The following is a 15,737-nucleotide window of genomic DNA, read 5'->3' as shown; positions in this document are numbered from 1 at the left end:
CCTATTGGCGGCGTTGATAAACCTAGCGTAGTTAAGAGCGTGGAGTTACGACCCCATAGCGACGAACCTATGGCGACGAACCCAAAGTTACGAGCGCAGTTTACTGATCCCAGCCATAAGCAAGACGGCAATGGCACCGGCAAGCACACCAAACAGCGCATTAAGCACACTAGGGGTGATAAAGCTCAATACCGGCCCGAGCATCGCCCACTGCTCCACCACAGCTGCCCACTGGTTAAACAGTTCACTCAGGCTATGAATACCGTGGGTTAAAATACCGCCCCCCACCATAAACATCGCAATGGTACCAACCACGGTTAAGCCGCGCATCAGATAAGGCGCTGCATTAACTAAACTGTGGCCAAAGCGTCGTCCTAAACGGGTCTGCATACTTTCGCCCTGACGCTGGCTTAAGTAAAGGCCAGCATCGTCAAGTTTCACAATTCCCGCGACTAAGCCATAAACCCCAATGGTCATCAACACAGCAATAACAGTTAAAGTCACCACCTGCGTCATAAAGCTGGTGTGAGCCACGACACCTAACGTGATGGCAATGATCTCCGCCGATAGCACAAAGTCGGTACGAATCGCGCCGTTGATTTTCTGTTTTTCATAGGCTTGCAGATCGAGCGATGCGATATCTGCGTGAGGCTCACTGCTCGGCTCATGGGAGTGAGTCGCGCTATGATAGAGCTTCTCAAATCCTTCATAACAGAGAAACAGACCACCAAACATCAGTAGTGGGGTCACCGCCCAAGGAATAAAGGCACTGATCAACAAGGCCGCCGGCACGAGAATCGCTTTATTACGCAATGAACCTTTAGCCACAGCCCAGACCACTGGCAGCTCACGATCAGCGTTAATGCCAGACACCTGCTGCGCATTAAGCGCTAAATCATCGCCCAATACTCCTGCAGTTTTACGTGCAGCCATCTTACTCATCGCTGCGACGTCATCTAAAATGGTGGTAATATCATCGAGCAAAGTTAACAAACTTGCGCCTGCCATAGAGTCTCCTTTAATTAAAATATCCAGCGATATCCTTTAGCAAAACCGATTCATTCGGCCATACAACATAGATACCTGTTAAATTACGCCGCAGATAAGTCAGTTACCAGCAGAAAAATAGAATAATGTGCTATTGCCACATTCTCGGCTAAGTAAGTTAAACAAACAGAAGCATTTCACATACCCCTAACAGCAACTATGAGTATAATAACGACAGAAGATTCGTTTATTTTTACAGGAACTCCTTATGACTCAAGATGAAATGAAAAAGGCAGCTGGTTGGGCAGCCCTACAATACGTTGAGAAAGACACCATAGTCGGCGTCGGTACAGGCTCAACCGTCAACCATTTTATTGATGCCTTAGCCACCATCAAGGCCGATATCGAAGGCGCAGTGTCGAGCTCTGAAGCCTCGACTGAAAAAATGAAAGCCTTGGGCATTCCTGTATACGACCTTAATTCGGTCAATGAGGTAGCTGTATATGTGGACGGCGCTGACGAAATCAATGGTCATATGGATATGATTAAAGGCGGTGGTGCGGCGCTAACTCGTGAGAAGATTGTCGCGGCAGTGGCCAAAAAGTTTGTCTGTATCGTCGACAACACTAAGCAGGTGGATGTATTGGGTGAGTTCCCACTGCCTGTGGAAGTGATCCCTATGGCGCGCTCTTATGTGGCACGTGAATTAGTTAAGCTCGGTGGCGATCCTGTTTATCGCGAAGGTGTGGTAACCGACAACGGTAATGTGATCTTAGATGTTTACAACATGAAGATCGTTAACCCCAAAGAGCTAGAGGAGAAGATTAACCAGATAGTCGGTGTGGTCACTAACGGCTTATTCGCTCTGCGCGGCGCAGATGTGCTATTGGTCGGTACACCTGAGGGTGTCAACACCATCGAGCAAGACTAACCATTTGAGTGGTAGTCTGCTGTATACCGTTCACATGCAATAACCCAGCGGTATATTGATGATTAACCATTAAAAAGTAACCATTAAAAAGCCACCCCATCTCCATGGCGTGGCTTTTTAGTATGACAAGCTTGTACTAAAAGGCGGTTTTGCGTTAGCTAGCGCACCTAATACTGGTCATTAAACAGGCTTATTGGCCACTTAATCTCTTACCAAAAGAAATAGCGTAAGCAGTTGAACGTAAACGTAAAATACGGTCATCACTAGATTCAACCCCTTGAGCCAACGCATTAGGATCGAAGTTAATCAAATCGCAGCTGTTATCGCCGCTGCTGGTAATACTCAATGTGCCCAAGGTGATCACTTCACGATCTTCTGGCCACGCTTGTGATGGATTATTGGTGACATCATCGGCCTGACCGATAACCGCTTGCAGCTCAAAATGGGCCGGACCTTGGCTTAGCTCCTCTTTCAATTTGTCGGCTAAAAAGGTGTCTGGCAACTGCTTCATCTGCGCTTTAGTTAACAGTTTCTGCCCTTCGGTCGGGACTAAACGCCATTTAAACTTGGTTTTCTTACCTTGGTCATCGACAAAATAGAAGGCATGAATACCGTGATAATTAACCGATGCATATGAACTTGGCGGATTATTGGCTTGCAGCCAATTAAACTGCGGTAAGGTGCTTGGGTGCTCCTGACGGTATTGTGCCACCTGACTAAAATCCACTTTACCTTGTTCGTCAGGCACTAAGGTTTCAAGTAACCCTAAAAAGACTTCGGGTGACTTACCCGGAAAGACTGGCGTGGTTAAGCCTGCAATGTAGTGCACGCTACCATCGGCCATGGTGAACTTAACTCCCACTCCACGAGGGCTTCGCTCGGTTTCATTGGCCGCAGGGTTGCCACCCGCCATTGAAAAACGAATGTTAGCCGTGGATTTTTCACCATTAAATAGGGCACTACTAGAATAGCGACCACCCGCATCGGTTGGGGTGAACTCACCCACGGCGCACACCCCTTTGGCATGCCCTTTACGCACACCCGGTTGTTTACCCGCAAGCTTTTCAAATACATTAATAAAATCTACGCCTGTGGCTTCTGCGTGAGCCACGCCGCTTGCAGCCATGGTTGACACTAAACATGCTGATAGTGATAGTGCTTTAAAATTCACGATTAACTCCGCTAAACGTTATCAATTAAATACGATGGACAGTAAGACCGCGCTTGATCACCTTTTATTTCAACTGAGGTTAAATGAGTGAGTTTAATTACCAGCGACTAGTCAGCATAGCTTTGCATTAAGCCTGCCCTTGTTGAGCTTGAAGCTAAAAATGATAATCGCTGCCGCGTCATGCCACAGAAAATAAAAAAAACGCCTAAGGCATATCGATGCCTTAGGCGTTTTAGAGGAGTGTACTCACTTGAGGCACCCGGCCACACTAGAGCGAAAAGTTCGCTATGGTTTTTTGGATCCCAACCACATCGGTGCCTTTTTTGAGCTCTTTGACCAGTGGATCTTTTTGTCCAGAGATCCACAGCTTCAATTCGGCATCCATATCAAAGGTTCCGGCAGTTTCCACTTGAAAGTGAGTTATGGCCTTATAAGGCACAGAGTGATAACTGACCTTTTTCCCTGTTACCCCTTGCTTATCAATCAAAATGAGGCGCTTATTGGTAAATACAAACATATCGCGCATCACGCGATAGGCCAAAGCCAACTGCTCATTGTCGCCCATAATGGGGCCTAGATCGGCCGCCAACTCCTGTAAATCAACCTCTGAAGCATTGCCCATTAGCGCATCTAACAGTCCCATGATCTTTTCCTTAAGTCAGTGAATGTGGCGCTGAGAAACGCCTATACTTGCCGATTGGCACCGACCACCATCATTTCACATTTAGGGCAGTCAAATACCAGTTTTAGCACATCCTTGCCGATCTCCAAAATCATAGGGTCGGCCTTAATGCCTGGCACCTCTTTGGGGCAAAGGTTAAAGTTAAAGCGTAAGCAGTGTTTAGTCACCATCAAGGGCGCATCATCACTGATGCCATTTTTCTCGTAGGTATCTTCAATCTCAATCACCCCGTGACGGGTATAAAACGCCTTGGCTTGCTCATTAGCCACATTGCCCATAAAGCTCAAGTGCTTTACAGGGTAAACTGCATCTTGATTATATTTCCACGCTTTAGGACGCTGATAACTGTCGATACGAGCCTGCTCAAGGGCGGCAACCGTGTCACGGCGCAGGCCATTTAATACCGAGGCTGGCATAAACCAAGGGCTGGCGGTGTCGATAGTGATTTGACGTGCATTAAAGTCGGTGCTGCCGAGTTTTGATAGCTGTTTACGCACATTTTGCAGGGCCTTGTCGGGATCGCTAGCCGGCGTCTTCTCCATAGGCAATGCCACACTGGCGCTGATGCCATATTGATCCGTCATGGTTAAAGCTATGCCATCATGGGTGTCGGCTAACATCATATCGACGTTAATAATGCGCTTAGACGACTCTTTAGCCAGCAGCGTTTCGAACGCCTGATCGTGGTTTCGATATAAGGTTGCGCCCACTTTAAGGTCGCCCGGTACGGCAATCACATACAGTTTATCGCCGTCGGCGCGATTGACTCGCAGCCCTTGTAGTTTATCGTCTGACTGTTTGGCTTTTTCATAATTGGGCGGGAAATAACACAGACCGTCGCCATTATTAAACCCATGGGTCGAGCGCACTTGGATATAGTCTTTACCCAGTGCCACCACACTACCGACCTCTTCACCAATATATTTGGGCGAACGGAAATCACTCACCCCTTGGCTGCGGTCATTAACAAAGTAGTCGGTTCTGCCGCGGTTAAAGGTTTTTTCGGTATTAGGGGTAAAGCTATGTTCACAGCGGCCATGGCTTGAGGCAGCAAACTCGGGGCGACGCGCGATAATTTTATCGAGTTCTTGGCGATAATGAGCGGTAACGTTTTTAACGTAACTTAAGTCTTTTAAGCGCCCTTCGATTTTAAATGAGCGAATACCGGCATCGATAAGCGCTTCTAAATTATCGGTTTGATTATTATCTTTTAAAGACAATAGGTGTTCATTTTGTGCCAGCACCTCACCTTGACGGGTCTTTAGATCGCCAGGCAAACGACACATCTGAGAACATTCGCCTCGGTTAGCGCTGCGATTACTAAAGGCATGACTTAAATTACACAGGCCGCTATAGGCCACGCATAAGGCGCCGTGAATAAAAAATTCCAGCTGCATATTGGTATTGGCGGCCACCTGGCGAATTTGGCTTAATCCAAGTTCTCGCGCTAACACCACCTGCGAAAATCCTACCTGTTCGAGAAACGCCACTTTCTCTGGGTTACGGTTATCCATTTGCGTGCTGGCATGCAGGGCGATAGGCGGAATGTCGAGCTGCAATATGCCCATATCTTGCACGATAAGCGCATCGGCGCCGGCTTCATACACCTGCCATATCAACTTTTCGGCCGCTTTTAGCTCATCATCCATCAAGATGGTATTGATGGCGACAAACACCTGCGCATGGTATTGGTGAGCAAACTGACATAAACGGGCAATATCTTCGACGCTATTACCCGCAGTTGCACGCGCCCCAAAGGCTGGACCACCGATATACACCGCATCGGCACCATGACGAATAGCTTCAATACCAAAATCAGCATTTTTAGCGGGAGCCAATAGCTCTAGGCGGTTTGAGCGGGTCACAACAGGGGCTGGTGACGGGCTATCGGGGGTAAAAATCTCAGGCTTATCCATGGGGCGTTACTCAATCAGGTCGCTGCTTCATAAAAATTAGGCCGCGATTATAACAGACACGGCTAACATAGCACGGTCAAGCGTAGTCGATTTTAGGCGTTTTTTGCACGGTTCACTCAAGCCGCAGATGCCCAGTACCCTAGTAGCAAGCCGTTAGAGCTTATCTGTCAAAGGAAAAAGGGCTTCAATGTGAGAGGCCTTGCGACCGTCAGCCTTAACCACTGATGGGCAATAAAACGCTGATGGCCAATAAAAAAGGTGCGCAGGCAGTAGACCAAGGCACCTTAAGGATGGTGAATATCATTTAGTTAAAGGAGTGTAGGAGGCCTAAATCAGCCCAAGGAAACCTTAACCCTGCAGCCGCGAGTCTGTTAGCCCTTGGCTAATCTGGCCTGTAATTTTTGGTTTTCCGCTTCAATATGTTTATAGAAATCACAATCATCCAATTGAGACGCCGCCGCCTCATCGAGCACTAACATGGCATTACGGTGCAGTTGCAGGGCTGAAGCCGGACACGATGCACTCAATGCGCCCTCAACCGTCGCCTTAATCGCCGCGGCTTTATTGGCGCCCGTCGCGAGCAACAACACTTTTTTCGCGTCTAATATGGTGCCTATCCCCATGGTGATCGACAGATGGGGCTGATATTCATCGGCTGAGAAAAATCGGGCATTATCTTCAATCGTCGCCTTGGTGAGGGTTTTAACTCGCGTGCGCGACATTAAGCCCGATGAGGGTTCATTAAAACCGATATGGCCATTACGCCCTATGCCGAGCAGCTGGATATCGATGCCACCCGCTTGGGCTATCTGGCGCTCATAGCGCTCGCAGGCCTCAATCGGATCGCTAGCATCACCCGGCGGCACAAAGGTGCGCTGCTTATCGATATCGATATGGTCAAACAACTGCTGATCCATAAAGTAGCGATAGCTTTGTTTATGCTGACCATCGAGCCCTAAATACTCATCTAAGTTAAAGCTGGTCGCCTGGGCAAACGAGACATCGCCCACTTGATTAGCACCAATCAATAAACGGTATAAAGCCAGCGGCGTCGAGCCCGTAGCCAACCCCAACACAGAGCTTGGCTTGCGTCTTAGTTGTTGAATAAAAATATTGGCGCCATATGACGCGACATCGTCACTGTTGTTTAAAATCACAATTTGCATAATCTAGACTCGCCTAAACCTGACCCGTAAAAATGACTGACTCGGCCACGCCTACCCACCACTGACCCAAAAAACCAGTTAATCAGCCTTCGCGCGCAACATCAATCACCACCTTTTGATAACATGACTATAACCAACAATGACAGCGTTGTCATTAGTAATCCTCTTCTGGACCGAGTATCATAGCGCCCGTAGATCAAACAGCATCTTTAGCATAGGCAGGCACCTTGGTATCGCAGTTGCCAATAGAGCCAAAACAACCCGCTAATACTATGAAAATATTAACTATGTGACCTTGATTTGGGTTATATAGCCTCAGTTTTTTATACAGGTTATTTATGTCCAAACCTCACACCGCCATCAACGATATCAGTGATATGGCTCATTTGCCGTCAGCGCAAGACTTTAAAATTTTCAAACCTTATGGCTACCTGAGCCAATTTGTACCCGAGCGGCGCAAAAGCAAAAAACTTCTCGGTGAGTTAGCCGATTTCCCCGCTGGGATCATGGCGATTGGTCGGTTAGATCACGACTCGGAAGGCTTGCTGCTGCTCACCACCGACGGCATGACTAGCCACTTGGTTCGCAGTAAACAGATTGAAAAAGAGTATTACGTACAGGTAGATGGCGAGATAGACGCCAAGGCCGTTGCTGAGCTATGTCAGGGGGTTAGCATAGGTATTAAGGGGGAACAATATCAGACTCTGCCTTGTAAGGTTAAGCTGCTTCATGAGCCACCTGCACTGCCGGAGCGAGGCAAAAAAATTCGCGATCCGCGCCATGGGCCAACCCGCTGGTTGTCCATCACCTTGACCGAAGGCAAGAATCGCCAAATCCGAAAAATGACCGCCGCAGTGGGATTTCCCACCTTGCGCCTAGTGCGAGTGCGCATTGGTTCAATTTATCTGGGCGACATGCAAGTCGGTGAAGTGCAATCCCTTGGCCCATTAGCCGCACAACTGGACACCTATACCGAGAGTCCGCGCTAATTATCGCTATGCCACTGACTAAGTGAGCCGACTGTGAGCCGATAAACTGAAACGCTAACCATACTGGCTTCACTTGCAGCGATAAGACGAATTTTGGCCGTAAAAAAACCAGCCCGAGGGCTGGTTTTTTTTATTCCTAGCAGTGCATTAGCCTTGTGGGCGCATCGCTGGGAATAAGATCACGTCACGAATCGTGTGCGTGTTGGTAAACAGCATCACCAAACGGTCGATACCAATACCTTGACCTGCCGTTGGTGGCAAACCGTGCTCTAGCGCGGTGATGTAATCGGCATCATAGAACATGGCCTCATCATCGCCTGCATCTTTCGCGTCAACCTGAGCCTTAAAGCGGCTATCTTGATCTTCGGCATCATTAAGCTCTGAGAAGCCATTAGCCACTTCGCGGCCACCGATGAAGAATTCAAAGCGGTCGGTGATGAAATGGTTGTCATCGTTACGACGCGCCAGAGGTGAGATATCCGCTGGGTAACCGGTAATAAAGGTCGGTTGCATCAGCTTAGGCTCTGCGGTTTCACCGAAAATTTCTTCCAGTAGTTGACCACAAGTCCAGAACTTCTCAATCGTCATGCCTAGGCTCTTAGCGAGGTTACGCATAAACTCAAGATCTTTGACCTCTTCATAGGTCATCGACTGAATAGTGGCGTTGTCTGGATTGTACTTTTTAATCGCATCTAGCATGCTAAGACGCTCGTAAGGGCCACCAAAGTCAACCGTGTGCTCACCGTAAGGCAGTTTAGCTGACCCACAAAGTTCAATCGCAATCGAGCTCAACATCTCTTCGGTCAGATCCATCAGATCGTTATAATCGGCATACGCCATATAGAATTCCATCATGGTGAATTCTGGGTTATGGCGTGGCGACAGACCTTCGTTACGGAAGTTACGGTTGATTTCGAACACTCGCTCAAAACCACCGACCACTAAACGCTTAAGGTAAAGTTCTGGTGCGATACGCAAATACATTTCGATATCGAGCGCATTATGATGAGTCACAAATGGACGCGCCGACGCACCACCAGGGATGCTGTGCATCATTGGGGTTTCAACTTCCATAAACTCTTTTTTCACCATGAAGTTACGAATAGCGGTAACCACTTTCGAGCGCATGATGAAGGCATTACGAGAGTCTTCGTTAACGATAAGGTCAACATAACGTTGACGGTAACGCGTTTCTTGGTCTGTCAGACCGTGGAACTTCTCAGGTAGTGGACGCAGTGCCTTAGTCAGCAGTTGGTACTGCTCCATATTGACATACAGATCGCCTTTACCCGACAGGTGCAACTGACCGGTGACACCGATAATGTCGCCGATATCTAGCCCTTGATACTTAGCTTTAAGCTCTTTTTGAACATCTTTACCGGCGTAAGCCTGAATGCGACCACTGACATCTTGGATCACCAAGAATGGACCACGCTTGGCCATGATACGCCCAGCAATCGAGCGCTGCACATTCATGCCCTCAAGCTCTTCTTTGCTGTAGTGACCATATTCGGCCTGAATATCTGCCGCTTTATGTTTACGATCGAAGTTATTTGGGTGACCGTTAGCAGGGCAAGTTGCGCGGATGTGCTCTAACTTGGCACGGCGCTCTGCAATTAACTTGTTTTCGTCTTGGGTTTGTTCAGTCATCTTCTTCTCTCGTTAAAGGCCAGATTTAAGGCTAGCTTCAATAAACTTATCCAGATCGCCATCGAGGACGCTCTGAGTATTTCGATTTTCTACACCGGTACGCAGATCTTTAATACGTGCATCATCGAGCACGTAAGAGCGGATCTGGCTACCCCAGCCGATATCCGATTTAGCATCTTCGGCGGCTTGTTTATCAGCATTCTGTTTAAGCATCTCTAGCTCATACAGCTTTGCTTTTAACTGTTTCATCGCCGCATCACGGTTTTTATGTTGCGAGCGATCATTTTGACATTGCACCACGGTATTGGTGGGCAAATGGGTAATACGAATCGCCGACTCGGTCTTGTTAACGTGCTGACCACCCGCACCCGAGGCGCGGTAGGTGTCGATACGCAAGTCCGACGGATTGATGTCAATTTCAATGGAATCATCAATTTCTGGGTACACAAACACAGAACAGAATGAGGTGTGACGCTTACCCGACGAATCGAATGGCGACTTACGCACTAAACGGTGTACGCCCGTTTCGGTCCGCAGTGAACCAAAGGCGTATTCACCGGTAAATTTAATGGTGGCGCCCTTAATGCCGGCCACATCGCCGTCGGTCACTTCTATCAGCTCTGGCTTATAGCCCTTAGCTTCGCCCCAACGCAAATACATGCGCAGCACCATATTGGCCCAATCTTGCGCCTCGGTGCCGCCCGAACCCGATTGAATATCCAAGTAACAATTTGACGCATCATTTGGACCGGAGAACATGCGACGGAACTCAAGCTCTTCTAACCGTTTCTCAAGTTGTTGTAATTCCGTGGTTGCACCGTTGAAGGTCTCTTCATCGTCCTCTTCAACGGCCAGCTCAACCAAACCTTCGATATCTTCTAAGCCACTGTCCATATCATCGATCGTTTTGACGACCGCTTCTAAGGAGGCGCGCTCTTTACCTAAGGCCTGAGCATTCTCAGGATCGTTCCATACTTCAGAGCTCTCAAGCTCTCGACTGACTTCTTCTAGACGCTCACGCTTAGCATCGTAGTCAAAGATACCTCCGAAGAAGGTCGGTACGGTCAGCGAGTTCCTTGATTTTGAATTTTACTGGATTTACTTCAAACATGATTTAATCAACTTTTAGTCGGATTTATACACGGATAGAAAACCCGCTATTTTAACTGAATCACCCGCATTAGCCTAGGGGCGAATCCGATAGATTTACGCTTATTTAATCCCTAAAGGGCATTAGCCCGCAAATGGCTAGTCTAACGCGCTACACTCAGGTTAGCGGACACGCCTTGACACTTTGATTTAACGTGCCTCTTGCCCATGGCACACAGAGCAAACAGATGCCCGCTCGCACTTGGCCTGCACACGAACAACTATCGACAACCGACAGCCCATTCACCATGCGTTCAAGCAACGTTCAAAAAAACACTCACAACAACTGTCAAAAACATCATAGGCAAAACAGTGATACTGCCGAGAAAAACCGCTCACCTTGCCAGCTATGTCACACCAAGTTTTAATGCAAATGGCATCAGAGCACACTCTTAAAAGCTATTGCGATCTCACTGGCAGAACCAGCATAAATAGTCACTTCTAAGACCTGTCGACAAAACCCCTCTGGGTATACTCAAGCAAAATCTTATTCTCAAAAAACGCGCTGACGCATGGCATTCATCTCGCGACGCATTGCCGAGCATAGTCAACGATGCTAAAAAGGTCCCTATATGATAACGCTCAGTTTCGACGGTAAAACCGCTCATGCCTCTGCAGATGAAACCTTACTGAGCTGTGCCCTCAATGCGGGCATAGCCATTCCTCATTTATGTTATCAAGGTGCCAACCTCAGTGATGAGCAGGCGATGAATCAGCAAAGTTGTGGCCTGTGTTATGTACAGACGCTCGACACACACGGCAATAGCACAACCGTGAAAGCCTGTGAGACAAAAGTGAGCCACAACCTCAAGGTCATCACTCACTCCGCCGCCCTGAGTAAAATACGCCAAGCCTCACTCAAACAGTTACTGAGCGATCATTATGCCGACTGCCAAGCGCCCTGCCAGCAAGCCTGCCCTGCTGGCGTGGATGTACAGTCTTACTTACTGCATATCGCTCAGGGCAATCATCGCCAAGCGGTAAAAATCATTAAAGATACCTTGCCACTACCCTTGTCCATTGGCCGTGTCTGCCCCGCATTTTGTGAATCCGCTTGCCGCCGAGGTGAGTTAGACGAGCCGCTGGCCATTCGACAACTTAAACGCCACGCCGCCGATATTGACCTGCAAGGCGACAGCTATGTGCCAAGCAGGTTAGCGCCAACGGGCAAAAAGGTCGCCATCGTCGGCAGTGGTCCAGCAGGGATCAGTGCCGGCTTTTATCTGTCCAATGCCGGCCATGATGTCACCCTATTTGAAGCCATGCCGCAAGCGGGCGGCTGGCTAAGATACGGTATTCCCGAATACCGCTTGCCCAAAGCCATACTGGATCAAGAGATAGCCTTGCTGTGTCAAAATGGCATGAAAATCCAAACCAATACCCGCTTAGGCCATGAGATCCACCTCAATGATTTACTCGCCACATTCGATGGCGTTTGCCTAGCCATTGGCGCGCAAAAAGCGGTGCCGATGAACTACCCAGGTAGCGAGCTTGATGGCTGCTATCTTGGGGTCGATTACCTTAAAGATCACTGCACCGATAAGCGCTACACCACAGGACAAAAAGTGGCGGTCATTGGTGGTGGCAACACAGCTATCGACTGCGCCCGCACCGCACTGCGTGAAGGCGCCGATGTCACTTTAGTGTATCGCCGTACTCGCGATGAGATGCCCGCAGAAGCCTATGAGATAGCCGAGGCCGAACATGAAGGTGTGCGCTTCTATTTTCTCACTAATCCCATTGAAAACCATGGCGATAGCCAAGGGCGCGTCAATGCCGTGACCTTTGAGAAAATGGCTCTAGGCGACGCTGATGCCTCTGGGCGACGCTCACCTAAAGCCACGGGAGAAACCTTTACTGAAGCGTTCGACACCGTGATCCCCGCCGTTTCGCAAACCCCAGACATGGCTTTTTTACAACACCCACAGAGTCAACTGAGCGTGGGCGAAGTGGCATTAACCCGCTGGAATACCTTCTCTGGCTGCGAGCACACCATGTCGGCGGGTATCGATAAATTATTTGTGCTCGGTGACTCTCGCACCGGCCCTGCAACGGCCGTGGCCGCGGTCGCCGATGGAAAAAAGGCAGCGATGGCCATGCAAAAACTGCTGGATGGCGGGCTCACCTGCGAGTTAAACCCCAAGACGTTTAACTCACAAAAACGCAGCAAAGCGGCATTAGACTGGCGCCACTTTCCTCAGCAATTACAGCAAAATAAGGCTAAGATGCCCGAGATCGCCTTAAGCGACAGAGCAGATAATTTTGCAGAGATTGAATTGGGCTTTAGCAATGACGTCGCCATGGCGGAAGCGGCTCGCTGCCTCGAATGTGGCTGCCAAGTTAATACCGATTGCCGCCTAAGAGACTATGCCAGCGAGTATCGTGTCAGTAGCCAAGACCTTGGCAATGAGCCCCGCGCTTTTGTCGCCGATAGCAGCAGCCCATTTATCCATTTCGATCCCAACCGTTGCATCAGTTGCGGCGCCTGCGTGGCCATGTGTCACCAGCAAGCGGGGCATCACGCCATCAGCTTTGAGCCTGACAGTTATCTGGCCATGCCCCAAGGCAGCCAAACCCCATTGCGCCAAGCTCCCAGAGCCGGCTTTAGCGTCAGCATGGCCGACAGCAATTGCGTGCAGTGCGGCAATTGTGTTTCAGTATGCCCCACCGGCGCACTCACTGATGCACGCGACAAACGTCAAGGGCGCAGCCTTAGCCACTCACAAACCTCAACGGTTTGTACCTATTGCGGCATAGGGTGCCGCATTACGCTGCATACTGACCCGGAAAGCCATACCATCACTGGGGTCAGCGGTGACACTAGCTCTCCTGTTAATGAGGGGATGCTTTGCGTTAAAGGGCGATTTGGCTTCGATTTTGTTAACAGTCCAGAGCGCCTAACCACGCCGTTACTGCGTAAGGCGGGCGTTTTGGTCGAGGTCAGCTGGGAGGAGGCCATCGGCTTTATTGCCGATAAGCTTCAGCAGATAAAAACCCAACACGGCAGCGATGCCATAGCAGGACTTGCGTCCGCTAAAGCCACTAACGAAGACAACTACCTGTTTCAAAAGTTGTTTAGAAGCGTGATTGGCACCAATAATATCGATCACTGCGCCCGTCTGTGCCATGCCTCAACGGTAACTGCCTTGCAAGACTCGCTGGGTAGCGGCGCCATGACCAATGATATCGCCTCTATCAAAGAGTCCGATCTGATTGTGATTTTGGGCTCAGACACCGAGTCGGCTCACCCCATTATCGCCTCAAAAATTAAACAGGCCATACAGCAACACGGTGCACGTCTTGTGGTTATCGATCCCAAACGGGTCAGCATAGCCGATCACGCTCAGCTCTATCTTTGCCATCGCCCCGGCACCGATGTCATGCTATTAAATGCCCTGATGCAGCAGATAATCACCCACAATTGGCACGACAGCGACTACATCAACCAAAGGGTCGATGGCTTTGACGCTCTGCAAGCCGAGGTGATGAAGCCAGACTACAGCCTTGAAAATGCAGCGCTTATCACCGGCGTCAGTGCAGCCGAAATACAGCAACTGGCGAAGATGATAGGCACGGCGAGCAAAACCGCCCTCTATTACGCCATGGGCGTAACCCAGCACACCTCGGGCCATGATAACGTTACCGCCATCGCCAATTTACAACTCTTGTGCGGCAACATAGGCATGGCGGGCGCGGGGATCAATCCCCTGCGCGGACAGAGTAATGTGCAAGGCGCCTGCGATATGGGCGCACTGCCCAACTATATTACTGGCTATCAAAGGGTTGACGATCCCAAGGTGCAGCAACTCTTTAAACAGGCGTGGCAACAACCGCAGTTGCCGAGCACTGTCGGTATCGCCGCCACCGAGATGATGCATGCGCTGGCACACGGCAAACTAACAGCCCTCTATGTGATGGGGGAAAATCCGGTACTGAGCGATCCTGATCAAGCCCATGTATTACAGGGGTTGGCCGCGGCCGAGTTGTTAGTGGTACAAGATATCTTTATGACCGAAACGGCTCAGCTTGCCGATGTGGTACTGCCCGCTGCCAGTTTTGCTGAAAAACAAGGCCACTTTACCAATACCGAGCGCCGAGTTCAGCAACTGCAAGCAGCGGTGACCCCGCCTGGGCAAGCACGCCTAGACTGGCAGATAGTTCAAGCTATCGCCAATCAACTTGGCGCCCACTGGCATTACCAAGATGAGCCCCAAATTTGGCATGAGATAACCCAAGTTACGCCACAATATCGCGGCATGCGTTGGCAAGATACCGCGGTTAACGGCCATGCAGGGCGCCACGGCATTCAGTGGCCTTGCCCGAGCGAAGGCCACCCAGGCACGCCTATTTTACACACAGAACAATTTACCCGAGGCAGGGCCATAATGAAGCCAGTTGGCTATCGCTTACCCGCCGAAATGCCCTGTGAGCACTATCCCTTTATTCTCTCGACTGGGCGCTTGCTGGAGCAGTTTCATACCGGCACCTTGACCCGTAAAACAGCAGGCCTCAATGAGCTGGGCAGCCCTAAGGTGATGATCTCTGCCTTCGATGCCGATAGGCTCCAGATAACCAACGGCGACATGTTAATACTATCGACTCGACGTGGCAGTATTCGCATTACCGCCTTCGTCACTAAGCGGGCGCAGGCGGGCGTGCTATTTTTACCGTTTCACTTTGCCGAGGCCGCGGCCAATAAACTGACTCATAATGTGTTAGATCCTGTGGCTAAAATCCCCGAGTTTAAGATTTGCGCTGTGAAGGTCGAAAAGGAAATTGAACTAGCCTAGTCCTGGTTAAGCCTAGTCCTGGTTAAGCCTAGTCCTGGTTAAGCCTAGTCCTGATTAAGCCTATGCATGGCGAATCCTAAGATAAGCGAGAAGCGCCCCTGATGAGGGAATCCATAAATGGATCCCCTCATCGAGAACCATTTAGGGCATCACACATCCTACCGCCCTAAATGGGTAAACACTTTATAGAGGAAGATACGTCATGACACCGAAGACCAGCCCCAAACGGCTAGTAGCAAAAAGGCCACCCATTAATGGGTGGCCTTTTGTTATGACACTGCTGGTATGTTTTATATTTATGACACC

10 protein-coding genes are annotated in these 15,737 nt (G+C 49.6%); 3 read left to right on the top strand and 7 right to left on the bottom strand.

All coding sequences use genetic code 11. From position 1 onward, the window contains the following. Positions 1-87: 87 nt before the first annotated feature. Entirely contained in the window at positions 88-1,008 is a 921-nt protein-coding gene (locus tag DVO77_RS05495) for a DUF808 domain-containing protein (protein WP_119977629.1), read from the bottom strand. Between the two features lie 247 nt (positions 1,009-1,255). Here DVO77_RS05495 and rpiA point away from each other — a divergent pair, with 247 nt between their 5' ends. Continuing rightward, positions 1,256-1,918: a ribose-5-phosphate isomerase RpiA gene (rpiA, locus tag DVO77_RS05490; protein ID WP_110457247.1), complete on the top strand. Its 663-nt coding sequence runs from the start codon at positions 1,256-1,258 to the stop codon at positions 1,916-1,918. Between the two features lie 190 nt (positions 1,919-2,108). Here the strand turns inward: rpiA and DVO77_RS05485 are convergent, their stop codons facing one another. The 4 genes from DVO77_RS05485 to nagB all read right to left on the bottom strand — a co-directional run bounded on the left by DVO77_RS05485 (position 2,109) and on the right by nagB (position 6,853). Further along, a complete protein-coding gene (locus DVO77_RS05485) occupies positions 2,109-3,089 on the bottom strand; it encodes a catalase family peroxidase (protein ID WP_162924151.1) in 981 nt (326 codons plus the stop codon). 268 nt (positions 3,090-3,357) lie between these two features. After that, positions 3,358-3,732 (bottom strand): PH domain-containing protein, encoded by a 375-nt coding sequence (locus DVO77_RS05480; protein WP_110457245.1) that lies wholly within the window; start codon positions 3,730-3,732, stop codon positions 3,358-3,360. Positions 3,733-3,773: 41 nt separating this feature from the next. Further along, a complete protein-coding gene (locus tag DVO77_RS05475; protein WP_110457244.1) occupies positions 3,774-5,687 on the bottom strand; it encodes a peptidase U32 family protein in 1,914 nt (637 codons plus the stop codon). Positions 5,688-6,058: 371 nt separating this feature from the next. Next, positions 6,059-6,853, bottom strand: a complete 795-nt coding sequence (nagB, locus tag DVO77_RS05470; RefSeq protein WP_119977627.1) for a glucosamine-6-phosphate deaminase — start codon at positions 6,851-6,853, stop codon at positions 6,059-6,061. Positions 6,854-7,191: 338 nt separating this feature from the next. Between nagB and DVO77_RS05465 the strand changes: the two genes are divergently transcribed. Continuing rightward, positions 7,192-7,842: a pseudouridine synthase gene (locus DVO77_RS05465; protein WP_119977626.1), complete on the top strand. Its 651-nt coding sequence runs from the start codon at positions 7,192-7,194 to the stop codon at positions 7,840-7,842. A gap of 147 nt (positions 7,843-7,989) precedes the next feature. Here the strand turns inward: DVO77_RS05465 and lysS are convergent, their stop codons facing one another. Continuing rightward, the gene (lysS, locus tag DVO77_RS05460; protein WP_119977625.1) at positions 7,990-9,492 is read right to left on the bottom strand and encodes a lysine--tRNA ligase; all 1,503 of its coding nucleotides are present in this window, start codon (positions 9,490-9,492) and stop codon (positions 7,990-7,992) included. Positions 9,493-9,504: 12 nt separating this feature from the next. Next, positions 9,505-10,603 (bottom strand): peptide chain release factor 2 gene (prfB, locus tag DVO77_RS05455; RefSeq protein ID WP_162924150.1). Its coding sequence is split into 2 segments (ribosomal slippage): positions 9,505-10,527 and positions 10,529-10,603, totalling 1,098 coding nucleotides; the frame shifts between segments, so codons are not numbered across the junction. Between the two features lie 610 nt (positions 10,604-11,213). Between prfB and fdhF the strand changes: the two genes are divergently transcribed. Then, the gene (fdhF, locus tag DVO77_RS05450; protein ID WP_119977623.1) at positions 11,214-15,431 is read left to right on the top strand and encodes a formate dehydrogenase subunit alpha; all 4,218 of its coding nucleotides are present in this window, start codon (positions 11,214-11,216) and stop codon (positions 15,429-15,431) included. The last annotated feature ends 306 nt before the right edge of the window (positions 15,432-15,737 follow it).

It is taken from the genome of Shewanella algidipiscicola (genome assembly GCF_003605125.1).
GTDB lineage: Bacteria > Pseudomonadota > Gammaproteobacteria > Enterobacterales > Shewanellaceae > Shewanella > Shewanella algidipiscicola.
This window is presented reverse-complemented; position numbering and strand designations above follow the sequence as displayed.